15 protein-coding genes are annotated in these 23,221 nt (G+C 72.0%); 5 read left to right on the forward strand and 10 right to left on the reverse strand.

The annotated features are described in order from the left end of the window. Positions 1 to 8: 8 nt before the first annotated feature. From FLX07_RS18580 to FLX07_RS18610, 7 genes are all read right to left on the reverse strand, one after another. Positions 9 to 1,976, reverse strand: a complete 1,968-nt coding sequence (locus FLX07_RS18580) for a protein kinase domain-containing protein (RefSeq protein WP_142572066.1) — start codon at positions 1,974 to 1,976, stop codon at positions 9 to 11. Between the two features lie 11 nt (positions 1,977 to 1,987). After that, on the reverse strand, positions 1,988 to 4,393 hold the full coding sequence (locus tag FLX07_RS37050) for a serine/threonine-protein kinase (RefSeq protein WP_208762267.1): 2,406 nt from the start codon (positions 4,391 to 4,393) through the stop codon (positions 1,988 to 1,990). A 106-nt stretch (positions 4,394 to 4,499) separates the two neighbouring features. Beyond that, positions 4,500 to 5,015: a YbaK/EbsC family protein gene (locus FLX07_RS18590; protein ID WP_142572067.1), complete on the reverse strand. Its 516-nt coding sequence runs from the start codon at positions 5,013 to 5,015 to the stop codon at positions 4,500 to 4,502. Further along, on the reverse strand, positions 5,016 to 6,611 hold the full coding sequence (locus tag FLX07_RS18595) for a flavin monoamine oxidase family protein (RefSeq protein ID WP_308424424.1): 1,596 nt from the start codon (positions 6,609 to 6,611) through the stop codon (positions 5,016 to 5,018). Positions 6,612 to 6,661: 50 nt separating this feature from the next. Then, positions 6,662 to 7,504, reverse strand: a complete 843-nt coding sequence (locus FLX07_RS18600; RefSeq protein ID WP_142572068.1) for a M55 family metallopeptidase — start codon at positions 7,502 to 7,504, stop codon at positions 6,662 to 6,664. Further along, entirely contained in the window at positions 7,501 to 8,721 is a 1,221-nt protein-coding gene (locus tag FLX07_RS18605; protein WP_229689820.1) for a DUF6395 domain-containing protein, read from the reverse strand. The genes FLX07_RS18600 and FLX07_RS18605 overlap by 4 nt, the downstream gene beginning before the upstream one ends. A gap of 12 nt (positions 8,722 to 8,733) precedes the next feature. Next, entirely contained in the window at positions 8,734 to 9,102 is a 369-nt protein-coding gene (locus FLX07_RS18610) for a hypothetical protein (protein ID WP_223853551.1), read from the reverse strand. 109 nt (positions 9,103 to 9,211) lie between these two features. On the opposite strand from FLX07_RS18610, the gene FLX07_RS18615 reads away from it, so the two are divergent. Further along, entirely contained in the window at positions 9,212 to 11,911 is a 2,700-nt protein-coding gene (locus FLX07_RS18615) for a helix-turn-helix transcriptional regulator (protein WP_142572070.1), read from the forward strand. A gap of 3 nt (positions 11,912 to 11,914) precedes the next feature. Then, positions 11,915 to 12,784, forward strand: a complete 870-nt coding sequence (locus FLX07_RS18620) for an alpha/beta fold hydrolase (RefSeq protein ID WP_142572071.1) — start codon at positions 11,915 to 11,917, stop codon at positions 12,782 to 12,784. 244 nt (positions 12,785 to 13,028) lie between these two features. Here the strand turns inward: FLX07_RS18620 and FLX07_RS18625 are convergent, their stop codons facing one another. The 3 genes from FLX07_RS18625 to glgP form a co-directional block, all read right to left on the reverse strand. Beyond that, positions 13,029 to 13,802, reverse strand: a complete 774-nt coding sequence (locus tag FLX07_RS18625; RefSeq protein ID WP_142572072.1) for an enoyl-CoA hydratase/isomerase family protein — start codon at positions 13,800 to 13,802, stop codon at positions 13,029 to 13,031. A 22-nt stretch (positions 13,803 to 13,824) separates the two neighbouring features. Next, a complete protein-coding gene (locus FLX07_RS18630; RefSeq protein WP_142572073.1) occupies positions 13,825 to 14,883 on the reverse strand; it encodes a glycosyltransferase family 4 protein in 1,059 nt (352 codons plus the stop codon). A gap of 65 nt (positions 14,884 to 14,948) precedes the next feature. After that, positions 14,949 to 17,546: an alpha-glucan family phosphorylase gene (glgP, locus tag FLX07_RS18635; RefSeq protein ID WP_142572074.1), complete on the reverse strand. Its 2,598-nt coding sequence runs from the start codon at positions 17,544 to 17,546 to the stop codon at positions 14,949 to 14,951. A gap of 377 nt (positions 17,547 to 17,923) precedes the next feature. On the opposite strand from glgP, the gene FLX07_RS18640 reads away from it, so the two are divergent. The 3 genes from FLX07_RS18640 to FLX07_RS37060 all read left to right on the forward strand — a co-directional run bounded on the left by FLX07_RS18640 (position 17,924) and on the right by FLX07_RS37060 (position 23,191). Next, positions 17,924 to 19,972 (forward strand): alpha-1,4-glucan--maltose-1-phosphate maltosyltransferase, encoded by a 2,049-nt coding sequence (locus FLX07_RS18640; RefSeq protein ID WP_142572075.1) that lies wholly within the window; start codon positions 17,924 to 17,926, stop codon positions 19,970 to 19,972. Positions 19,973 to 20,072: 100 nt separating this feature from the next. Beyond that, positions 20,073 to 21,845, forward strand: coding sequence for a maltose alpha-D-glucosyltransferase (treS, locus tag FLX07_RS37055; RefSeq protein WP_229689834.1), 1,773 nt, complete (start codon positions 20,073 to 20,075; stop codon positions 21,843 to 21,845). Beyond that, positions 21,842 to 23,191 (forward strand): maltokinase N-terminal cap-like domain-containing protein, encoded by a 1,350-nt coding sequence (locus FLX07_RS37060; protein ID WP_142572076.1) that lies wholly within the window; start codon positions 21,842 to 21,844, stop codon positions 23,189 to 23,191. The genes treS and FLX07_RS37060 overlap by 4 nt, the downstream gene beginning before the upstream one ends. The last annotated feature ends 30 nt before the right edge of the window (positions 23,192 to 23,221 follow it).

The raw sequence follows: 23,221 nt of genomic DNA on the forward strand, positions 1-23,221 counted from the left end.
CGGGGCGGTCAGGTCCAGAAGGTCAGGAAGCCCAGGCCGATCCTGTCCATGATGTCCCCGATCACGCCGCCGATCAGGTTGACGACCGTGTCCTGACCCTTCTGTTTGAGTTCCGCGACGATGTGGTCCACCGCCACCGACGGCGGCCGCCAGGGGACCCACGAGGCGTCCGCGGACAGCGCCGTCATGATCGCGAACAGCGCGACCGTGCCGACCGTGATCGTCACGATCATTCCCGCTCCGGGGCTCCGGATCACCGTGCTCAGCGTCCGCGACACCGCCTTGCGCGGGGCCTTCCCGCCCGGGAGGAGGAACAGCCCGGCCACGAAGGCTGCCGCGGCGTACGCCGCGGCGGGATCGGGCCTGACCCCGCCGAGGTAGTGGAACCCGCCCCACACGCACATCGCGAACATCACGGCCAGCGGCACCTGCACCACCGTCGCCAGCCCGGCCTTGATCAGCGCCCACGGCGTGCCGAGCACCGCGAGGAGCGGGTCGGCCCCGCTGCTGCCGCGCGCGGCCCGGCGGTCGGCGAGGTCGCCGAGCAGGTACTGCCCCACCCGCAGGCACAGCGCCGCCACGACGGCGAACAGGCTCACCACGACCGGCAGCAGGCAGGCCAGCGCCACGAGCGTGGCCAGCAGCAGGGCGGCGAGCACCGGGTGCGGGGCCCGGTAGGGGGCCCGCCTCGGCTTGGGCTCGTACGGCGCGGCGGGAGCCGGCGGCGCGACCCGGGGCTCGGGGTAGCCCGCCACCCGCTGGTCGGTGTACGGCTGGTACACGGGTGGCTGAGACATCGGCGGTTGAGACATCGGCGGTTGAGACACGGCCGGCTGGTACGTCGGCGGGGGCGGGCCCGCCTGCCCGTAGAGCGGGGCCTGTGGATGTGCCGGAGGCGTCGCGGACACGGGGCGGCGCTGCCTGGGCGCCCGGGGCTCGCGGCGGGGGCGCTCCGGTTCCACGTAGTTCACCGGCGGCAGCAGGTCGGAGTAGCTGTCGTCGCCGGTCGGCAGCATGCCGGTCCGGCTCCCGTTGGCGCCGTTCAGCGGCCCGGCCCCGGTCACGGGGCCGCCCGCGTTCCCCCACACCGTGTCGTCGAGCACGCGCGTGCCGTCCAGGATCCGGGTGCCGCCGTCGCGGGGCGGCTCGTGAGCGGTCTCCTGGAGCACGGTGACCGAGGGATCGAGCGAACGGGTGAGCCGGAGCAGCGACCCGGCCGTGGGACGCGTCGTGGCCTCGGGCGCCAGCGCGGCGCGGAGCCAGCCCCGCAGCCAGGCCGGCGCCAGCTCCACCTGCGCCTTGCCTTCGAGGATGTTGTAACAGATCGACTCGAACGTGCCCGAGCCGAACGGCGCCTTCCCGGTGGCCGCGAAGAAGACCGTGGCCGCCAGCGCGTGCACGTCGGCGGCCTGGGTGATCTCGGTGTCCCGGATGATCTCCGGGGCGAGGTAGCCGGGGGTGCCGACGAACATGCCCGTCTGGGTCAGCCGGGTGGCGTTGACCAGGTGGGCGATGCCGAAGTCGATCACGAGCGGCTCGCCGTCCACGAGCATCACGTTGGCCGGCTTGAGGTCGCGGTGGATGACGTCGGCCGCGTGGATGGCGACCAGGGCCTCGCACATGCCCGCCGCGAGCCGGATCACGCCGTCGTCGGTGAGCGGCCCGTCCTCCAGCACCGTCTGCTCTAAGGTCCGCCCCGGGGCGTACCGCGTCACGATGTAGGGCGCGGCGCCGGTCAGGTCGGCGTCGAGGATCTCGGCGACGCGCTTGCTGCGCACCCGCCGCATGGTCTCGACCTCGCGGGTGAGCCGATCGCGCGCCTTGAGATCGGTGGCGACGTGCGGGTGCAGAACCTTGACCGCGACCTCGCGCCCCTCCGCGTCCAAACCGAGATGGACCACCCCCATGCCGCCCTCGCCGAGCTGCCGGAGCAGCCGGTAGGGCCCGATCCTCTCTGGAGCCTCAGTAGCCGACATCTCGTCCCCCGTCACCCGTTCCCCGCCTGGTTACGCAGGTCTTTCAGTCGTTCCAGTACTGACACAACGTCGATTGGGCCCCAGAAGTGCCCTGCTGTCTGTTTACCCAGAAGACTGGAGAGCGCGAGCACCGTCGTCAGCACCGCGAAAGCGCCGATCCCCCAGGCGAGCCCCTTCGCCGCTCCCTCGCCCGGCACCAGCGAGGCCAGCGTCCGCCGCATCTGCCTGCCCGGGCCCACGACTCCGGGCCCCGCGCAGATCGTCCACAACGCCGTCGCGATCCCCCAGCTCAGCGCCGCGAGCCGGAGCGCGGAAGTGTCGCCGAACAGGACGGTGAGCAGCAGTGTCACCGGCAGCCCCAGGATCAGCGCGTACGGCACGAGCGCGATCGTGACGCCGATCGACTTCGCGAGCTCCGCCGGACGGCTCAGCACCCGCAGCACGTCGCCCGCCGCGGCCCCCGTGGGACGCCGGGAGTTGAGGTGCGGCTGGGCCAGGTCCGCCGCGCGCAGCAGCACCACGGCCGGCACGGCCACCAGGCACACCAGCAGCGGCGCCACGACCGCGAGCGACGTCATCACGACGAGCAGCAGCGCGCTCGCCGCGTCGTACGCCTTGGAGCGCTGGAACAGCCCCCCGGGCGGGAACGGCATGGGCGGCGCGGTCGGCGGCGGCACCCGCACCGTCGGCATGAACGGCACGGGGTTCGGCTGGTGGACGTGCGGAGTCCGCTCGTAGAGCTCGGGCGCGTGCCCGAAGAGCGCATGGTCGCGCGCCGCCACGTCTCCCTGCTCGTAGGCCCCGTGCTGTGGGGACCCGTGCTGTGGGGACCCGTGCTGGGGGGACCCCGGGGACGCCCCGCGTGGTCCCGTGGGATCGCCGCTGACGGCCTGACGCACCTCCTCGGAGGTCACCCGCCGGGTGGGGATGTCGCCTTCCTGGCGCAGCATCGGCGTGGGCCACTCGTCGGACCGGCCGCGTGGCGGGGCCGGCGACCCACCGGTCGCGGGAGCCGGCCCGGGTGCGGGCGAGCCCGGGAACGCGGACGGGCCGGACTGACCGGACGGACCTGATGGACCGGACGGCGGGGTGCGGGGCGGAGCCATCCTGGTGGGGATGTCGCCCTCGGCCGGGCGTGCCGCCGGGCCGTTCCCTGGGCCCGCCGGGCCGTTCGGGCCGTTCCCTGGGCCCTTCGCCGGACTGTTCGCCGGGTTGTTCGCCGGGTTGTTCGCGGGCGCGGCCGGGCCGAGGCCCGCCCGGTGCAGGTCCTCTCCGGTCACGCGCACGGTCGGGAAGGGGTCGCCGCCCTGGCCCGTCGCAGGCGTCTCCCGCAGCAGTGAGACGAACTCCTCGGCGCGGCCGTCCGGCTCCCCGGCGCGGCCTCCCGGCTGGGACGGCGTAACCGGCGGCACCAGCGGCCCGGTGGACGGCGCACCGGTGGACGGCGAACCGGTGGACGGCGCACCGGCGACCGGCCGGCCCGGGGCAGGCGGGCCGCCCACCGGTGAGCCGCCGGTGCGCGGCCCGCCCTGAGGGCCGAAGCCGGATGCCTGCTGACTCCCGGTGTCGTCGACGTTGGGCACCGTCGTGATCTCGTCGGGCACGCGGCGCCTGCCGCCCGGCGACTGGGGCAGGAGCCGCGCGAACTGCCGTACGAGCTCGGCCGCGGTCGGCCGCCTGGCCGGGTCGCGGTTGAACGCGGCGCGCAGCATCGGCTGGATCGGCGTGGGGGCGGCCTCGACGTTGGCCCGGCCGGAGGTGATGTTGAAGAAGATCATCTCCAGGGTGCCCTTGCCGAACGGCGGCTGGCCGGTGGCGGCGTACAGCACGGTGCCGGCCCAAGCGTGCACGTCCACCTGCGGCCCGGCCTCGTGGCCCTCGATGATCTCCGGGGCGAGGTAGCCGGGGGTGCCGATGAACATGCCGGTCTGGGTGAGCCTCGTGGCGTCGACCGCCTGGGCGATGCCGAAGTCGATCAGTACCGGCTGGCCGTCCAGCATCAGCACGTTGCCCGGCTTCAGGTCGCGATGGATCACGCCGGCGGCGTGCACGGCGGTGAGGGCCTCGGCCACCCCGACGGCGACCTTGAGCAGGGCGTCGAGGGGCAGCGGGCCGTCGTTCTTGACGATCTCGTCGAGCGGCCGCCCCGGCACGTAGCGGGTGACGATGTACGGCCTGCGCCCCGTGACGTCGGCGTCGACGACCTCCGCGATGTTCGGCCCGCGCACCCGCCGCATGGTCTCGACCTCGCGCGACAGACGCCTGCGCGCGACGTCGTCGCCCGCCACCTCCGAGCGCAGGACCTTGACGGCCACCTGCCTGCCCTGCGGATCGTGGGCGAGGTGAACCACGCCCATGCCGCCCTCACCGAGCCGCCTCAGCAGCCGGTACGGCCCCAGTCGGTCGTCCTGATTCATTGCCTAAGCACCATACCGACTAAAAGAACGCCCATGAGTGAACCATCGCGCCACATCTCCGCTCAGCACAACGGAGGAAAGACGCGAACGGTTTCCGGGCAAGCGGTCAAATGGTGAGCGCGAGGACCTCCCCCCGCGTCGCCGCGACCAGCGCCTCGCCGGAAAGCGCCAGCTTGGAGCGGCGTACGCCGCTGCCGATCACCACGAATGGCCGCCGGGTCACGTTTTCGTCAACGAGCACCGGCCAGCCCTCGGGAAGACCGATCGGAGTGATGCCGCCGTACTCCATTCCGGTCAGTTCGACGGCCTCCGCCTGCGGCGCGAAGGACGCCTTCCGCGCGTCCAGATGGCGGCGCACGATTCCGTTGACGTCGGCCCGTGCGGTGGCGAGCACCATGACCGCGGCGTACCTCGTCTCCCCGCCCCGTTTGGCGGCGACGACGACGCAGTTGGCCGAGTCCTCCATCGCCACGCCGTACCGCTCGCAGAACGCGGCGGTGTCGGACAGCTCGGGATCGATCTCGGCGACCTCCACCTTCACGTCGAGACCGGCCACGGCCTTGGCGACGGGATCGGCGAGCAGGTCCGGCCGGTCGGACGCGGGACTCCATTCGAGCGGCATTCAGCCCTCCTTGACGGCACGCTGGTGCAGTTGGGTGACCACCTTACGGGCCGACTCCAGCGCCCCCGCCTGCCAGGCGATGAGATGCGTGAGCCAGTCGCCCGCGAAGTACACCCGGCCGGCCGGCCGCTGCAGGAGCGCGAAGGCGCCCTCGTAGGAGGGCCAGGCGACCCACGCGCCTTCGATGTGCGGCTGCCGCTGCCAGGCGATCGAGACGCTCGACAGCAGCTCCGACCGGTACTTCTCGCCGTGGATCTTCTTGCCCTGGGTGAGCGCCCGCCGCTGCCGCTCCGCGTGGGTGAGACGGGCGTACGCCTCGGCGTCCTCGTCGAGGTTGTAGTAGCCGACCACCAGCCCACGCGTGCCGTGGAAACCGTACGAGGGGTACCAGATGTGGGCGATGTCCAGGTCGGTCTCGGTGATGCCGCCGTAGATGCGTTCGTCGGTCTCCCACCAGCGGCGGCCGTACTCCAGCCCGATCTTCCCGGCCGACACCGGGGTGGGCGTCCGCAGGGCCGCGACGACCCGGGCGTCCAGGTTGCCGGGGATCCGCGCGAGCACGTGCGGCGGCAGGGCCGCGACGCAGTAGTCCGCGCGGGTGCGCCCACCCGTGTGCTCGACCTCCACGCCGTCGGGCAGGTCCGTGATCCTCTTCACCTCGGCCGAGGTGTGGATGCGGTCGCGGCCGACGGCGCCGGCCAGCGCGACCGCGATGGCGTCCATGCCGCCGACCGGCTGGAACATCGGCATGGCCTGCTCGAAGCCGAACGGGAACGCGATCGACCGGCCGAGCCCGTAGCCGAGCACCTCCGACAGGGCCGGCGGGCCGCCGAGCGGCACCCCCGCGCCGGTGCCGGGGTAGGTCGCGAAGCCCCTGCGCTCCGACCCCGAGTAGACGTAGCTCCTGCCGATGTCGCCGAACTCCGACAGGAAGTGGAGCAGGCGGTCCTTGTCCGCCGCCGTCAGCCGCCGGTCCAGCGCGCCGGTCCTCGTGGCCTTGGCCAGTAACTCGCTGATGTAGCCGTAGGTGTCGGCGCGCGCGACCCGGGCCCGCACCGGGGCCTTCATCCCCTGGTTGAAGACGTACGCGCCGGAGTTCTCGTTGACGAACAGCTCGATGGGAACGCCCAGCTCACGGCAGTAGTCCAGGGTGACCATCCACTGGGCGATGCGGGCCGGGCCCGCGTTGAAGTAGACGCCCTCCCCGAACCGCGCCTGCTGCGTCGCACCCTCCTGGTGAGGGCCGGGCAGCTCGGGCAGCCGGTCGCCGCCGCGCAATGTGAGGCTGCGCCCGCCGACGCGGTCCCTGGCCTCCAGGATCGTGCAGTCGTACCCCGCCTTGCCGAGTTCGTAGGCGGTGGCCAGGCCGGCGATCCCCGCGCCGAGGATCACCACGGATCCGGCGCCCCTGCCGCTGAGCGCGAAGTCGGAGCGGCTCGGCGGCGTGTAGTCCTTCTGCTGGTCTTCGGGGGCGAGCCCGAGCGCGCCCATCGCCGCGTACATCGCTCCGGCGCCTCCGGCCGCGCCGACGCCCACCAGGAAGGCGCGCCGCGTCAGCGCACCCGTACGGTCACGGGTCACGCCGTCGCTGCCCACTCTGCTGCTCTTTCTTCTGGGGGGAAACCGGATCGGGGGGGGATCCGGCGTCAGCCGTACCGGCCGCTGCCGCAGGCCACCTGACCGCCGATCATGGAGAAGATACCGAACAACGCCATGATCTCGTGGTAGTCGTCCGTGGTGAACTCGGTGTGCCGGGGCCCGGCGAGCCGCACGCCGGGCACGATCGAGCAGGCCGAGGCGATGGCGGTGGAGTTCCACTCCACGCCCAGCGTGTACGGCGGCTCGACCACGTAAGGCCGGAACTCCGGCAGCCGGCCCAGGGCGCGCGCCGCGGCCTCGCGGATGCGCCGCCAGGCGACCGCCGGGGGCAGCAGCTCGGCGGAGAACCTGTCGATGCCCTTCTTCACGGCCACGGTCTCGACGTCGCCGAGCAGCTCCCCGGCCTCCTCGCACACCGCCTCATCGCCGGTGACGAGCACGACCGGCACGCCCATCGAGCCCGCGAAGCCCGCCACGAGCCGGGTCTCGCCGCAGACCTCGCCGTTCAGGTAGACGTTGTGGATCTCCTTGCCCATCCACGTGTGGTTGAGCACCCCGTGCGGCACTCCCGCGCGTGCGTGGTATCCCGCGAAGCAGGCGGCGGCCATGCCGGGGACGAGTCCCTGCCCCATGCGGTGCGGCTTGCCCGGACCCCTGATCAGCGTCGCCCGCTCGTCCAGCAGGTCGATCCTGAGGTTCTTGGTGGACCCGTGGGCGTCGTTCACCAGCACGGACGCGGCGCCCGCGTCGAAGGCGCCCTGGATCACCGCGTTGGCGTCCCCGGTCATCAGCTCGCAGCCGCGCTCGTACCCCCGGCCTCCGAGGTGCATCTCCTCGGGATCGGTCAGCCCGGTGACCCCCTCCATGTCCATCGACAGGTAGATCCTCATCGCTCCCCCCATGTCTCCACCCGGCGCGCCTCGTCCTGCGTCATCAGCCCGATGTGCTCACCGGCGTACGCCTCCACGGTGGCGCGCCAGGGCTCCGGGATCTCCCGGAGCGCGGGCGGATAGCAGTGCTCCAGCCACCGTACGGACTCCGGGGTCGCCCCGAGGAACTCGGCCGCCCTGGCGAAGGGGGTCTTCTCGATGCCCGGGACGTGCGCGCATCCGTATTCGATGGTCTCCTGGCCACCGTACGGCGGCGGCTCCTGCCACTTGCGCGCGGCGGCCATCGCGACGGTGACCGGCGTGTCGAGCGGCCGCCGTTCCACGGCCGCGAGGATCAACTCCTTGCGCAGGCACTTGGAGCACACGGCGCAGGGGCCGTCCATGTTGCCGCGCAGGCACCAGCGGACCAGATGCGCGAGGTCGGACTCCATCGCCATCCGCATGGTCACGGGCTCGCTCAGGCCGCCGGCCGGAAGGACCATCGCGAGCCCGGCCGCGGCGTACAGACGGCCCCACGGGCCGTCGGCCGCCCACATGGGGTTGTCCGGGCTGTAGCGGTGCGTGTACCGCTCACCGCCCAGCCAGCGCGACCCCAGTTCGTGGCCGAAGGCGACGCCGCCGAGGTCGAGGTCGTCGGCCAGCAGCAGCGCGCCCGCCGTCACCGCGTGGTGCTCGGGAAACCCGGGCCGGGGCCGGCTCAGCACGAACTCGAGGTCCGACTGGACGACGTGCGCCTCCCGCCCGGCCTTGTGGACGAGCTGTGCCAGCACCTCGGAGCGGTAGTGCGTCCACCGGTTGGGCACCCGGGGATGGCTCACCCGCTGGAAGTGCACGAACGGCGCGTCGGGGAACATCGTGGCCACCGCCATCGAGTCCGCGCCCCCGCTGTAGGAGATCGCGAGCCGGGCGCCGGTCCGCGGATCCGCCCCGACCGGCCCGGCGTCCACGCCCCATCCCGTACGCAGCGCCTCGGCGAGCCCCGGGGAGATCGGCCGGTCGAAGGTCACCCGCCGCCTGGTCCACGGCGCGACGACGGTCCACGCGGCGACGGCGAGCAGGTCGGGATGCGGGGACGTGCCGGCGGCCCCGGTGCGCACGTGACAGGAGTTGGTCCGCAACTCGACCGGATGGCCGTCGGTGCAGGCTCCCGTGGTCTCGTCCTCCGCGTCGAGCAGGAAGACCAGCCGCCAGACCTCCGCGTCACGCGTCCACCGCACCCGCACGACCGGCTACCCCGCCCGTCCGGGAGCGCCCACCCGCGCCGACAGGTCGTCGATCGCCTGCCAGATGCGCATCTCGCTCTGCAGCAGCGTGTCCACCGCCTCGGCGGTCTCGGTCGCCAGCCGGTGCGCCTCGGCCGCCTTGGGGTCGGCGGCCGCCCTGGGCGCCGCGGCCGGCTTCACGGGCGCCGCGGCGATCCGCCGCAGCCGGTCGACCTCGTCGCGCAGCGCCACGACCTCCCGGCGCAGCATCTGCACCTCCCAGAGGGCGTCCTTCAGGTCCTGCCGGTGGCCGGGCTTGGTGACGTACCGAGAGTCGAGCCGGGACAGCAGCGCCCGGCGCAGCCGTGACGGGCCCAGCACTCGCAACCGCATCATGAGCCGCCACGATAGCGGCATTTTGGATCGTTTCTTGATGCAAAATGTGGAGTCGCTCAGAAGTGGCTGGGAATCCTCCGTTCTCCGTCACCCAATACAGTCTGCGGTTGTGCTCTACGGCAGATCGGCGGAAACGGCCGCGATCGACGACCTGATCGATCGGGCCGGGAAAGGTCACGGCGGCGCGCTCGTGCTGCGCGGCGAGGCCGGTGCCGGCAAGACGGCGCTACTCGACCTGGCGGCCTCCCGCAGCGGTCCCATGCGCGTGCTGCGGACCACGGGGGTCGAGGCGGAGGCCGACCTGGCGTTCGCCGCCCTGCACCAGTTGCTGCTGCCGGTGGCCGGGCTGCTCGACGCGCTGCCGGAACCGCAGGCCGAGGCCGTGCGCGGTGCGCTCGGGCTGGCCCCCGCCGGTTCCGGCGACCGGTTCCTGCTGGCGGCCGGGGTGCTGGCGCTGCTGGCCGAGGCCGCCGCGCCGAACGGGCTGATCTGCGTGGTCGACGACCTCCAGTGGGTGGACCGGCCGTCGGCCGACGCCCTGCTGTTCGCCGCCAGGCGGCTGCGCACCGAGCCGATCGCGATGCCGCTGGCCGTACGCGGCGACGCGCCGGTGAAGGGCCTGCCCTCGCTGGAGATCGCCGGGCTGGCCGAACCGGCGGCCGCCGAACTGCTCGACGCCGGTTTCGCGCTCGCCCCGCCGGTCAGGCGCGACCTCGTGGCGCTGACCGGGGGCAATCCGCTGGCACTGCACGAGACGGCACGGCTGCTCACCGCCGCCCAGCGGGCCGGGCGGGAACCGTTGCCCGACCCCCTTCCCGGCGGGAGCCGACTCTTCGGCGACCGGGTGGCCGCGCTGTCCCCGGGGGCGCGGCTGACCGCCCTGCTCGCGGCGGTCGAGAGCGATCTCGGCCTGGTGCTGCGGGCCGCCGAGCGGCTGGGCGCGGGCGATGCGACGCTGCCCGAGATCGAGTCCGCCGGGCTCGCGGGCGTGTCCGGGACGCACGTGCGGTTCCGCCATCCGCTGATCCGGTCGGCGGTGTACGAGGCGGCCTCCCCCGCCGCACGCCGCGAGGCGCACGCGGTGCTTGCCGAGGTGTCCGGCGGGGACCGGCGGGCCTGGCATCTGGCCGGGGCCGCGCTCGGCCAGGACGAACCGGTCGCCGCCGCGCTCGCGCTGGCCGCCGAACGGGCCCGCGACCGAGGCGGGTACGGCGCCGCCGCCACCGCCCTGACCAGGGCCGCCGAACTCACCCCAGAACCGCTCGTCCGCGCCGGGCGGCTCAAGGACGCCGCCGTGGCCGCATGGCTCGGCGGCCGTCCCGGCCAGGCGGAGTCCCTGCTGGCCGAGGCGCGCGAGCTCGCCGGGGCGGACCCCGCGCTGACCATGGAGATCGCCCGGCTACGCGGACGGTTCGAGCTGAACTCGGGCAACGCCGCCGAGGCCGTACGGATCCTGGCGGCGGGCGGCACCCTGGACATGCTGGCCGACGCCTCGGAGGCGGCGTCGTACGTGGGCGACACGGCGGCCATGATCGAGATCGGGCGGCGGGCGGCGGCCTTCCCCGAAGGGTTCCTGCGTGACGTGGTAGCCGGCATCGGCGCGACGCTCGCGGGCAGCGGCGGGCACGACCTGCTCAGGCGGGCGCTCGGCCGTACGGGTGAGCTGCGCGAGGCGGCCGAGTTCCTGTGGGCGACGGCGGCGGCCAGCCACCTGGGCGAGGTGGACCTGTCCTCCGAGCTGGCCGAGCGGGCCGGCCGCGTGGCCAGGGTCTCCGGGATGACCGGACAGCTCCCCGTGGTGCTGGAGTTCGTCGCCACCGCGGAACGGCTCGCCGGGCGCCTCGCCGAGAGCCGGGCCGTCTCGGAGGAGGGCCTGGAGCTGGCTCGCGAGGCCGGATACGCCAACACCGTGGCCGCGCACCTGGCCAACCTCGCGGCCGTGGCGGCCCTGCGCGGCGAGGAGGAGGCCTGCGCCCGGTATGCCGGGGAGGCGCTGGCCATCGCCGTCCCACACCGGGTTGGCCTGCGCGCCGGGCTCGCGGCGTACGCCCTGGCCATGCTCGACCTCTGCCTCGGCCGGTTCGCCGCCGCGCACGACAGGTTCACCGCGATCGTCGCCGCCGGCCCGGGAGCCGGTCATCCGACCGTGGTCTGGCGGAGCACGCCCGATCGGATCGAGGCCGCCGCCGGCGCGGGCGACGGCGACGCCGCCCTGGCGGCCCTGCAGGCGTACGAGCGTTGGTCGGCCCACGCGGGGACGGCCGAGTCCAGGGCGCTGCTCGCCAGGTGCCGCGGCCTGGTCCTGCCGGACGACCAGGCGGTCGAGGCGCTCGGCGAGGCCTCACGACTGCACGTCAACCCGTTCGAGGCGGCCAGAACGGGGCTGCTGCTGGGCGAGCGGCTGCGCCGTACGCACCGGCCGGGAGAGGCCAGGGCGCACCTGCGCGCGGCGTTCGAGACATTCCAGCGCGCGGGCGCAGCGCCCTGGGCACGGCGCGCGTACGGCGAGCTGCGCGCGGCGGGCGAGAGCGTCCACGCCGGGAAGGACGCGCCGCCGGCTCCCGAGGTGGTGCCGGACGTGCGGGGCATGGCGCTGGACGCGCTCACCCCGCAGGAGCTGCGCATCGCCACCCTGGTGGCGGACGGCGCGACCAGCAAGGAGATCGCCGCCCGGCTGTTCCTCAGCCCTCGCACGGTCGAATACCACCTGTACAAGATCTATCCGAAGCTCGGCATCACCTCACGTACTGAGCTGGCGCGGCTAGTAGTTCTACGGAAGGCGCCGGTGGCCCAGCACAGCATGCTTTAGTCCATGCCAAACATCTGGAGTGAAGAGTTCGGGGCCGCGGCCGACGCGCCGATCGTGCTGGTGATGGGTTCGATGTCGCAGGGGATCCTGTGGCCCGACGAGTTCGTGGGCCGGCTCGCCGCCGGCGGCCGGCGCGTCATCCGCTACGACCATCGCGACACCGGGATGTCCGACGTCGTCGACTTCGAGAAGGATCCGTACACATGGGACGACATCAAGGACGACGTGCTGCGGGTGATGGACGCGCACGGGCTGGACAGCGCGCATCTGGTCTGCCACTCGGCGGGCGGGCTGCTCGGGCAGCTGATCGCGGTGGAGGGGCCGGAGCGCGTGCGGACGCTCACCGTCATCGGCTCGTCGCCGCTCGGCGGCGGTGAGGGCGCGGTGCTCATGCGGGCGCTGATGGGCGAGCCGCAGCCCGAGGGCAGCCTGCCCGAGCCGACGCCGGAATTCGTCGCGTTCTACCGCGAGCTGATCGCCGCGCCGCCGCCGCGCGACCGGCGCGAGCGGATCGAGCGCATGATCGCGGAGGACCGCGTGCTGCACGGCACCGGCCTGCCGTTCGACGAGGACGCCTCGCGCAGGCTCGCCGAACGCCTGTACGACCGGGCGCGGGACCTCGACGCGGCGGCCAACCACCGGCTGGCCGCGGCGGCGAAGCCGGATTTCGAGCCGGTGGGCGTCCTGCACCGGATCACGGCGCCCACCCTGGTCGTCGAGGGCACGCACGAGCCGGCCAAGCCGGGCCACGGCGCCCTCACCGCCGAGGGGATTCCCGGCGCCCGCCTGATGACGGTCGCGGGCATGGGTCACACCCTGCCGCCCGAGGTGCACGAGGAACTCGCCGGCGCCATCCTCGCCCACACGTCCTGACCCTCCGGCACGACCCCGCCCATGGCGCCTCCGGCACGACCCATGGCGCGCCTCCGGCACGACCTGCCCACCGCGCACCTCCGGCACGACAGGCGCCCTTGCACTCTGCATGATCGCGAATGTGGTCCACCCAGGTCAGCGAGGATGTCCGGCAAGTCACTCCAAGATCACGGAGATGGCCGCCGCAGGTCAGCGGGGACGGCTGCGACAAACTACAAGATCACGGGGGGTGGGGGTGGGGGGGTTAGTGGCCCGTGAAATCGGGGCGGCGCTTCTCGGCGAAGGCCGTCATGCCCTCCCGGGCATCCTGGGTGGCGAACAGGCCGGAGAACTGGAGCCGCTCGATCTCCAGGCCGGTGTCGAGGTCGGTCTCGAGGCCGTGGTCGATCGCGAACTTGGCCGCCCGGACCGCGGCGACCGGCCCCTTGGCGAAGGTCGCGGCGAGTTCGAGCGCCGCGGTGTAGACCTCGCCGTCGGGCACCACGCGGTCGACCAGGCCGATGGCGAGGGCCTCGGCGGCGTCCACGTGCCGCCCGGTGAAGATCAGCTCCTTGGCTTTCGCGGGCCCGACGAGCCGGGGCAGGCGCTGGGTCCCGCCCGCGCCGGGGATGATCCCGAGGGTGATCTCCGGCTGGCCGAGCTTGGCGCTCTTTCCCGCCACCCGGAAGTCGGCGCACAGCGCGAGCTCGCAGCCGCCGCCCAGGGCGTACCCCGTGATCGCCGCGATCACCGGCTTGCCGATCCGGGCGACGGCGGTGAAGCAGTCCTGCAGGGTGCGCGAGTGCACGGCCATGTCGGCGTAGGACATGACGGCCATCTCCTTGACGTCGGCGCCGGCCGCGAAGACGCGTTCGCCGCCGTAGACGATGACCGCGTGCGTGCCCGGATCGGTGTCCACGAGTCGCGCGGCCTCCGCGATCTCCTCCTGGACCTGCCGGTTCAGCGCGTTCATCTTCGGCCGGTCGAGCCGGATCGTGGCGATGTGCTCGGAGATCTCCACCCTGACGAATTCACCCATGGCCCCCACGATAAGGGCGAGATCAGCGACCGAGCGGGAGAGGCCGCCGGGAGGCGGCCGGCGTCGCGGCCACGATGCCGTGGTAGACCCGCTCGTATCCCTCGACCATCACGGGCACGTCGAAGTGCCGGGCCACGCGTTCGCGCACCGCGTGCGGGTCGAGCGCGGAGACCGCCTCGATCGCGGCGGGAAGCTCGTCGGGCGTGTCGCGGACGTAGCCGGTCACCCCGTCCGCCACGATCTCGGGCACCGCGCCCCGCCGCAGCGCCACCACCGGCGTGCCGCAGGCCATCGCCTCGATCATGACCATGCCGAAGGGCTCGTCCCACAGCAGCGGGAGCACCAGGCACCGGGCCCGGGAGAACAGCTCGTTCTTGAGCGGGCCGTCGGCCTCCCCCAGGTATTCGGCGTCGGGCCCGAGCAGCGGCTCCACCCGCTCGCGGAAGTAGGCGTGCTCCGCCCGCTCGGCTCGCCTGCCGACCAGCAGGATGCGGCGCCCCGCCGCCCGCGCCGCCTCGATCGCGAGGTGGGCGCCCTTGTCCGGGCTGAGCCGTCCCAGCCACAGCACCCAGTCGTCCTTGCGCTCCAGGAACGGCCACGCCGCGACGTCCACCGCGTTGTGCACCCGCCCCACCCAGTTCAGGCCGGGCGCGGCGGCGCGCTGGGACGCGGAGATGGCCACCAGGGACACGTCCGCGCCGAGGCTCCGGTAGTAGTCCCCGAGCTCCCCGCTCACATCGTTGTGACAGGTGACGACCGTCGGCACGAGCCGCCCCGCGGCGGTGAGCGGCCCGGCCAGCGAGTGGTCGTGGACGACGTCCACGTCCAGGCCGCGCAGGAGGCGGGCCGCCTCGGCCGCGTGCACCACCTCGGGGAACGGCTCGCCGATCCGCGCGGAGGGCGGCTCGTCGTAGGTCCGCAGATCCACCTCGCGCCCGGCTCCGATGACGGTGACCCGGTGCCCTCGCGCCCGCAGACCGTGGACCAGGGCGGCGGTCACCGCCTCGATGCCGCCGTACGTGCGGGGCGGCACGTCGTACCACGGCGGGGCGACCATCGCGATGTGCAGGGCCTGTGCCATGGTGCTGGTCTACCCCTCTCACCTGCGAGGGAAGCGGGCGAGAGGGGTGACCGGGCCGGGCAGTCCTAGCGCAGGGTGCCGTTGGTCATGCCGACCGGCTCCTCCGGGACGGCGATGAGGCCGAGCTCCGCCGCCGACGCCATCAGCGGGTGGAACGGGACCACGCGCACGCTGTAGCCGAACGCGCCGGTGCGGTCCAGCGGCACGACGCCGGTGTAGTACGCCCGGCCGTCGTCGCCCGCCGAGTCGACCTTCAGCGTGACGTAGCCGGGGGACAGCAGCTCGTCGTGCGCGCCCACGCGGCCGTAGGCGGCCTGGACCTGGACGTCCTCGGGCGCCAGCTCGCCCAGGGCGATCGTGGCCCGCAGCTCCAGCCGGGCCCCCAGCTCGGGGGTGTCCCCCACGCCGGTCGCCTCGACGTGCTCGACCCGTACGCCCGGCCACGCCTTGACCACACGCAGCTTCCAGGCGGCGAACAGCCGGGCGTCGCCGTATCCGTCGGCCGCGAGCGACCGGGCGGAGGCCGCCGCCGGGGTGTACAGGTCGGTGACGTAGTCGTTCAGCATGCGCCCGGCGAGCACCTTCGGCCCGAGCGAGCTCAGCGTGTGCTTGACCATCTCCAGCCAGCGCCGCGGCAGGCCGTCGGCGGCCCGGTCGTAGAAACGGTCGGCGACCTCACGCTCGATGAGGTCGTACAGCGCCGTGGCCTCCAGCTCGTCGCGGCGATCGGGGTCGTCCACTCCGTCGGCGCTGGGGATCGCCCAGCCGTTGTTGCCGTCGTACCACTCGTCCCACCATCCGTCGCGGATGGACAGGTTGAGACCGCCGTTGAGCGCCGCCTTCATGCCGGACGTGCCGCACGCCTCCAGCGGGCGCAGCGGATTGTTCATCCACACGTCGGAGCCCGTCACCATGAGCTGCCCGAGCGCCATGTCGTAGTCGGGCAGGAAGACGATGCGGTGCCGCACGTCCTCGGAGTCGGCGAAGCGGACGATCTGCTGGATGAGCTTCTTGCCGCCCTCGTCGGCCGGGTGCGCCTTACCCGCGATGACGATCTGCACCGGCTTGTCCGGGTCGAGCAGCAGCCTGCGGAGCCGGTCGGGGTGGCAGAGCATGAGGGTCAGCCGCTTGTAGGAGGGCACCCGGCGGGCGAAGCCGATCGTCAGCACGTCCGGGTCGAGCGCCTCGTCCACCCAGCCCAGCTCGGCCTCGCTGGCGCCGCGCTGCCGCCACGACTTGCGCAGCCGCCGCCGCGCCTCCTCGACCAGGCGGGCGCGCAACTTGGCGCGGATGCCCCAGATGTCGGCCTCGGAGAGCTTGTGCACGCTCTCCCAGCCCTGGGCCTTGTCGATCAGTGAGGGCAGTTCCCTGCCAGCGAGCTCCATCATCTCCCGGCCGACCCACGTGGGGGCGTGGACGCCGTTGGTGATCGAGCCGATCGGCACCTCTTCCACGTCGAAGCCCGGCCACAGGCCCTGGAACATCTCCCGGCTGACGTGGCCGTGCAGCTCGGACACGCCGTTGACCCGCTGGGCCAGCCGCATGCCCATGACGGCCATGTTGAAGACCGACCTGTCGGCCTCGGGGCCGTCCGGCTCGGCGCCGAGTTCGAGGATGCGGTCCACCGACACCGTCGGCCAGGCGTTGGACCCGCCGAACTGCCGGGCGATCATCTCGGCCGGGAACCGGTCGATGCCCGCGGGGACCGGCGTGTGCGTGGTGAACACGGTCCCGGCGCGTACGGCCTCCAGGGCCTCCTCGAACGACAGCCGGGCCTCGGTGAGCTCGCGGATGCGCTCAAGGCCGAGGAAGCCGGCGTGGCCCTCGTTGGTGTGGAACACCTCGGGGTCGGGGTGGCCGGTGATCCGGCAGTAGGCGCGGATGGCCCGCACGCCGCCGATGCCGAGCAGCAGTTCCTGCATCAGGCGGTGGTCGCCGCCTCCGCCGTACAGGCGGTCGGTCACGTCCCTGGCGACCGTGTCGTTCTCCGCGACGTCGGAGTCGAGCAGGAGCAGCGGCACCCGGCCGACCTGGGCCACCCAGATCTGGGCGTGCAGGGTGCGCCCCTCCGGCAAACCGATCTTGATGCGGGCCGGGGCGCCGTCCTCCTCCTTGAGCAGGGTGAGCGGCAGGCCGCCGGGGTCGAGGGAGGGGTAGTGCTCAAGCTGCCAGCCCTCGGCGGACAGCGACTGGGTGAAGTAGCCATGCCGGTAGAGCAGGCCGACGCCGAGGATCGGCACGCCGAGGTCGCTGGCGGCCTTCAGGTGGTCGCCGGCCAGGATGCCGAGGCCGCCGGAATACTGCGGCAGCGCGGCGGAGATGCCGTACTCGGGCGAGAAGTAGCCGATCGCCTTCGGCGCGCCCTCCAGCGACTGGTACCACCTGGGGGCGGTCATGTACTCACGCAGGTCGTCGGCGGCGTCGGCCAGGCGGCGCAGGAAGCGCCGGTCCTGGGCGAGCTCGCGCAGCCTGTCGGCGTCGACCGCGCCGAGCAGCGCGACGGGGTCGTGATCGACACGGTCCCAGACCTCGGGATCCACCTCGGCGAACAGGTCCATGGTCTCGGGGTGCCACGACCATCGGAGATTCTCGACCAACTCGCTCAGGGGTGCGAGCTGTGAGGGAAGAACGGTTCGGACAGTGAACCTGCGGATAGCTCTCACGGGGCCAGACCCTAATTACTCAGCGCCACGACGCGCGACCGAATCAGACTTGTCGTACTGCGATGCCAGTTCTCGAACGCTCTCACCACCATCAGACTGGTTCAAACCTCACCAAAGTACCCTTGACCTGGTGATGTCAGCGCCGGACAGCGGTGACCGGCACGCAATGATCGATCTCCCGGAGACGCCGTCCCAAACACGGCGGCGGTCTTTCGTCCGGCAGGGGTAAGACTGGACTATTAGGGCAACCCCTCTAGGGACGAGGAAGGCCCGCCGCCAGCGGATCCGGCCTCTCGTGCCGCCCGCCCGACCACAGCAGTTCCCGCCCCGCAAACCCCGGCGGCACCCGGTGTGCCGCCCCCGAGTACGAAGTGACGATGATCGGACGCATTCCCATCCAGGACATCCAGCCCGTCGTCGACTGCGGCCAGTGGCCCGCAAAGGCCGCCGCGGGAGAGACCTTCGAGATCGGCGCGACGGTGTTCCGCGAAGGGCACGACGCGGTCGCCGCCGGCGTGGTGCTGATCGACCCGGGCGGCACGCCGGGCCGGATGCTGCCCATGCGCGAGGTCGCGCCCGGCACCGACCGGTGGAGCGTGGAGGTGACGCTGCCCGCCGAGGGCCTCTGGCAGTTCCGCGTGGAGGCCTGGAGTGATCCGATCGCCACCTGGATACACGACGCGGGCATCAAGATCCCGCGCGATCTGGACGCCGAGCTGATGTGCGAGGAGGGCGCCCGGCTGTTCGAGCGGGCGGCCAAGGGCGTGCGGGCGGCGGACTGCGCGGCGGCGGAGGCGGGCGGCTCCTGCGGGCACCGGGCCGCGCTGCTGGCCCTCGCGGCCCGCCTGCGGGACGAGGCGGTGGACCCCAGGGCGCGCTTCGCGGTGACCCAGCTGCCCGAGACGGCCGCGCTGATCGCCGCGCACCCGCTGCGCGACCTGCTCACCCGGTCGGGCCGCAACCGCGTACGGGTGGACCGGCGGCGGGCGCTGTTCGGCTCCTGGTACGAGTTCTTCCCCCGCTCCGAGGGCGCCATGGTGGGGCAGGAGGGCGTCGCGCCCAAGCCGGGGACGTTCAGGACGTCGGCCAAGCGGCTCCCGGCGATCGCCCAGATGGGCTTCGACGTGGTCTACCTGCCACCGATCCACCCGATCGGTACGCAGTTCCGCAAGGGCCGCAACAACACCCTGACCCCCGACCAGTACGACCCCGGGTCGCCCTGGGCCATCGGCGCGCAGGAGGGCGGGCACGACGCGATCCACCCCGACCTGGGCACGATCGAGGACTTCGACGAGTTCGTCGTCAAGGCGCGCGAGCTGGGCATGGAGGTCGCCCTCGACCTCGCGCTGCAGTGCTCCCCCGACCACCCCTGGGTCAAGGAACACCCGGAGTGGTTCAACATCCGGGCCGACGGCTCGATCGCGTACGCAGAGAACCCGCCGAAGAAATACCAGGACATCTACCCCCTGAACTTCGACAAGGACCCCGAGGGGATCTACGTGGAGATCAAGCGGGTGGTCCGGCACTGGATGGACCACGGCGTGCGGATCTTCCGGGTGGACAACCCGCACACCAAGCCGGTCCGGTTCTGGGAGCGGCTGCTGTCCGACATCGGGGCGACCGACCCCGACGTGCTGTTCCTCGCCGAGGCGTTCACCCGCCCGCCCATGCTGCGCGCGCTCGCCAAGGTGGGGTTCCACCAGTCGTACACGTACTTCACCTGGCGCAACTCCAAGCCCGAGGTGGAGGAGTATCTGCGGGAGCTGTCCCACGAGACCTCGCACTACCTGCGGCCCAACCTGTTCGTCAACACGCCCGACATCCTGCACGAGTACCTCCAGCACGGGGGCGTGCCGGCGTTCAAGATCCGGGCGGTCCTGGCCGCGCTGATGGCACCCACCTGGGGGGTCTACTCTGGGTATGAGCTGGCCGAGAACGTCCCCGTTCGCCCAGGCAGCGAGGAGTATCTCGACAGCGAGAAGTACCAGTACAGACCGCGCGACTGGGCCGGCGCGGAGCGTGAGGGCCGCAGCCTTGCCCCGTTCATTACCCAGCTCAATTTGTTGAGAAGAGCACACCCGGCGCTCCAGGAATTGCGTAACCTACGGTTTCACAACGTCGACCAGCCGAACGTGATCTGCTTCTCCAAGCGGCTGCCCGGCGCCTATGACACGGCCTCACGACGGCACGGACTAGGCGATGTCGTGCTGGCCGTCGTCAATCTGGACCCACACAACACACATGAGGCGACGGTTCGGCTCGACATGCCCGCCCTCGGTCTCGACTGGCATGCCGAGTTCGTCGTGGACGACCAACTGTCGGGCGAGTCGTACCGCTGGGGGCAGGCGAACTACGTGCGCCTCGACCCGCACGTCCATCCCGCACACATCCTCACGCTCCGCCACGGGTCAGCGCACCGCCCGTGAGCGCAGCTCGGCACATCCGGGGAGTCAAAAGGTGAGCTCGACGACACCTCAGCCCAGCCATGCCCAGCCCAGCCACACGCAGCCCAGCCATACCCAGCCCATCCCGAACACCTTCACCGAAGAGGAACCACGGGACAAGTACTGGTACAAGCGGGCCGTCTTCTACGAGGTGCTGATCCGGGGCTTCGCCGACTCGAACGGGGACGGCACCGGCGACATCCGCGGCCTCATCGGCAAGCTGGACTACCTCCAGTGGCTCGGCATCGACTGCCTCTGGCTGCTCCCGCTGTACGAGTCCCCCCTCAAGGACGGCGGGTACGACATCTCCGACTACATGAAGATCCTTCCGGATTTCGGTGATCTGGGGGACTTCATCAGGCTGGTCGACGAGGCGCACAAGCGGGGCATCCGTGTCATCGCCGACCTGGTCATGAACCACACCAGCGACCAGCACCCGTGGTTCCAGGCGTCCCGCCACGACCCCGAGGGCCCGTACGGCGACTTCTACGTCTGGAGCGACACCGACGAGCAGTACAAGGACGCCCGGATCATCTTCATCGACACCGAGGCGTCCAACTGGACCTACGACCCGGTCCGCGGGCAGTACTACTGGCACCGGTTCTTCCACCACCAGCCGGACCTCAACTTCGAAAACCCGGCGGTGCAGGACGCGATGATGGAGGTCATCCGCTTCTGGCTCGACCTCGGCATCGACGGGTTCCGGCTCGACGCGATCCCCTACCTGTTCGAGCAGGAGGACACCAACTGCGAGAACCTGCCGGCGACCCACGCGTACCTGCAGCGGGTGCGGGCCGATGTCGACCGGATCTACCCCGACCGGGTGCTGCTGGCCGAGGCCAACCAGTGGCCGGCCGACGTGGTGGAGTACTTCGGCGACCCGGTCACCGGCGGCGACGAGTGCCACATGGCCTTCCACTTCCCACTGATGCCGCGCATCTTCATGGCGGTGCGGCGGGAGTCGCGCTACCCGATCTCGGAGATCCTGGCCCAGACGCCGAAGATCCCCGAGAACTGCCAGTGGGGCATCTTCCTGCGCAACCACGACGAGCTCACGCTCGAGATGGTGACCGACGAAGAGCGCGACTACATGTACTCCGAGTACGCCAAGGACCCGCGCATGCGGGCCAACGTCGGCATCCGCCGCCGGCTGGCGACGCTCCTGGACAACGACCGCAACCAGATCGAGCTGTTCACCGCGCTGCTGCTCAGCCTGCCGGGCTCACCGGTGATGTACTACGGCGACGAGATCGGCATGGGCGACAATATCTGGCTCGGTGACCGGGACGGCGTCCGCACGCCGATGCAGTGGACGCCCGACCGCAACGCGGGCTTCTCCAGCTGCGACCCCGGCCGGCTCTACCTGCCGGTGATCATGGACCCGATCTACGGCTACCAGGCGATCAACGTCGAGGCGCAGCAGAAGAGCGCCAGCTCGCTGCTCCACTTCACCAAGCGGATGATCGAGATCCGCAAGCGTCACCCGGTGTTCGGCCTCGGTGAGTTCACCGAGCTGAACTCGTCCAACCCGAGTGTGCTCGCGTTCGTGCGCGAGCTGGGCGACGACCGGGTCCTGTGCGTCAACAACCTGTCGCGCTTCCCCCAGCCGGTCGAGCTCGACCTGCGCAGGTTCGAGGGGTCCACGCCGGTCGAGTGCATGGGCGGAGTTCCTTTCCCGCCGATCGGTGAGCTTCCGTATCTTTTGACGCTCCCTGGGCATGGGTTCTATTGGTTCACACTGCCCGTCACGCATCGGCCGGACACGCAACGGACCGACACGCAACGGACCGACACCCAACGGACCGACACCCAACGGCCGGACACGCAACGGACGGCCGGCACGAAGGAGGAGTGACGACTTCACTTCAGGGACTCCTGGCCGGCTGGATCACCGGACAACGGTGGTTCGCCGGCAAGGGGCGCGCCATCGACGACCTGTCCATCGACTCCGAGATCGAGATCGCCTCCGGTGAGCCGGCGCTGCTCCATCTGATCGTGTGCGTGCGGCAGGGGGAGCGCCGCACGCGTTACCAGATCCCGGTCGGGCTGCGCGAGCACCTGCCCGACCGGCTCGGTCACGTCCGGATCGGCACCTGCCGCCGGGCCGGCCGTGAGGTCGAGGTGTACGACGCGCTGCACGACTCCACCCTGACGGGGCACCTGCTGGAGGGGATGGCCGCCGGCCGCCGGTTCGACGGCCTGGGCTTCCACCTCGCGCACGGGGCGCAGATCGACACCTCGCAACGCAGCCTCGTGCTGACCGCCGAGCAGTCGAACACCTCGCTGGTGTACGGCGACGCGTACATATTCAAGCTGTTCCGCCAGCTGAACCCGGGGGTCAACCCCGAGCTGGAGATCATCACGGCGCTCGCGGACGCGGGCTCGGCCCATGTGGCCAAGCCGTACGGCTGGATCGAGACCGAGCTCCAGGGCGAGCCGACCACCTTGGCGATCATGCAGGAGTACCTGCAGAACGCCAACGAGGGCTGGTCGATGGCGCTGACGAGCGTGCGCGACCTCTACGCGTGCCCCGAGGGCATGCCGGCGCAGGACGCCGGAGGCGACTTCGCCGCCGAGGCGCGGCGGCTCGGGCTGGCCACCGCACAGGTGCACCGCGAGCTCGCGCGGGCCTTCCCCACGGGGACGATCGAGCCGCCCGAGATCAAACGGATGACCGAGCGGTTCCGCCGCCGCCTGGACAGGGCGGTCAGCGAGGTGCCGGACCTCGGCGAGCACGCCGCCGTGGCCGCCGAGGCGTTCGACCGGCTGGCCGATCTCGGTCACGACATCCCGGTGCAACGGGTGCACGGCGACTACCACCTCGGCCAGGTCATGCGGACCATGACCGACTGGGTGGTGCTCGACTTCGAGGGCGAGCCGGGCCAGCCGCTGGCCGAGCGGCGGGCGCCCGACTCGCCGCTGCGCGACGTGGCGGGCATGCTGCGCTCGTTCGAATACGCCGCACGGCACCTGCTGGCCGGCCGCCCCGACGCCGAGAACCTGGAGAACCGGGCCGGGGAGTGGGCGGAGCGCAACCGGGCCGCGTTCCTGGCCGGCTACTCGGAGGGCGGCGGGCGCATCCGCGGCGACGACGCCGTGCTGCTGCGCGCGCTCGAACTGAGCAAGGCCGTGTACGAGGTCGTCTACGAGGCACGCAACCGCCCCTCGTGGCTGCCCATCCCGCTCGCGGCTTTTCGCTGACAAGATCGGGGTGTTCGGAGGGGTACATCT

The organism is Microbispora bryophytorum (genome assembly GCF_006874465.1).
Classification (GTDB): domain Bacteria; phylum Actinomycetota; class Actinomycetes; order Streptosporangiales; family Streptosporangiaceae; genus Microbispora; species Microbispora bryophytorum.

Excerpts from the sequence above, each read along its gene's own strand:
- FLX07_RS18580 (WP_142572066.1), bottom strand. The coding sequence starts at position 1,976 with ATGTCGGCTACTGAGGCTCCAGAGAGGATCGGGCCCTACCGGCTGCTC.
- FLX07_RS37050 (WP_208762267.1), bottom strand. The coding sequence starts at position 4,393 with ATGAATCAGGACGACCGACTGGGGCCGTACCGGCTGCTGAGGCGGCTC.
- FLX07_RS18590 (WP_142572067.1), bottom strand. The coding sequence starts at position 5,015 with ATGCCGCTCGAATGGAGTCCCGCGTCCGACCGGCCGGACCTGCTCGCC.
- FLX07_RS18600 (WP_142572068.1), bottom strand. The coding sequence starts at position 7,504 with ATGAGGATCTACCTGTCGATGGACATGGAGGGGGTCACCGGGCTGACC.
- FLX07_RS18610 (WP_223853551.1), bottom strand. The coding sequence starts at position 9,102 with ATGATGCGGTTGCGAGTGCTGGGCCCGTCACGGCTGCGCCGGGCGCTG.
- FLX07_RS18620 (WP_142572071.1), top strand. The coding sequence starts at position 11,915 with ATGCCAAACATCTGGAGTGAAGAGTTCGGGGCCGCGGCCGACGCGCCG.
- FLX07_RS18625 (WP_142572072.1), bottom strand. The coding sequence starts at position 13,802 with ATGGGTGAATTCGTCAGGGTGGAGATCTCCGAGCACATCGCCACGATC.
- FLX07_RS18630 (WP_142572073.1), bottom strand. The coding sequence starts at position 14,883 with ATGGCACAGGCCCTGCACATCGCGATGGTCGCCCCGCCGTGGTACGAC.
- FLX07_RS18640 (WP_142572075.1), top strand. The coding sequence starts at position 17,924 with ATGATCGGACGCATTCCCATCCAGGACATCCAGCCCGTCGTCGACTGC.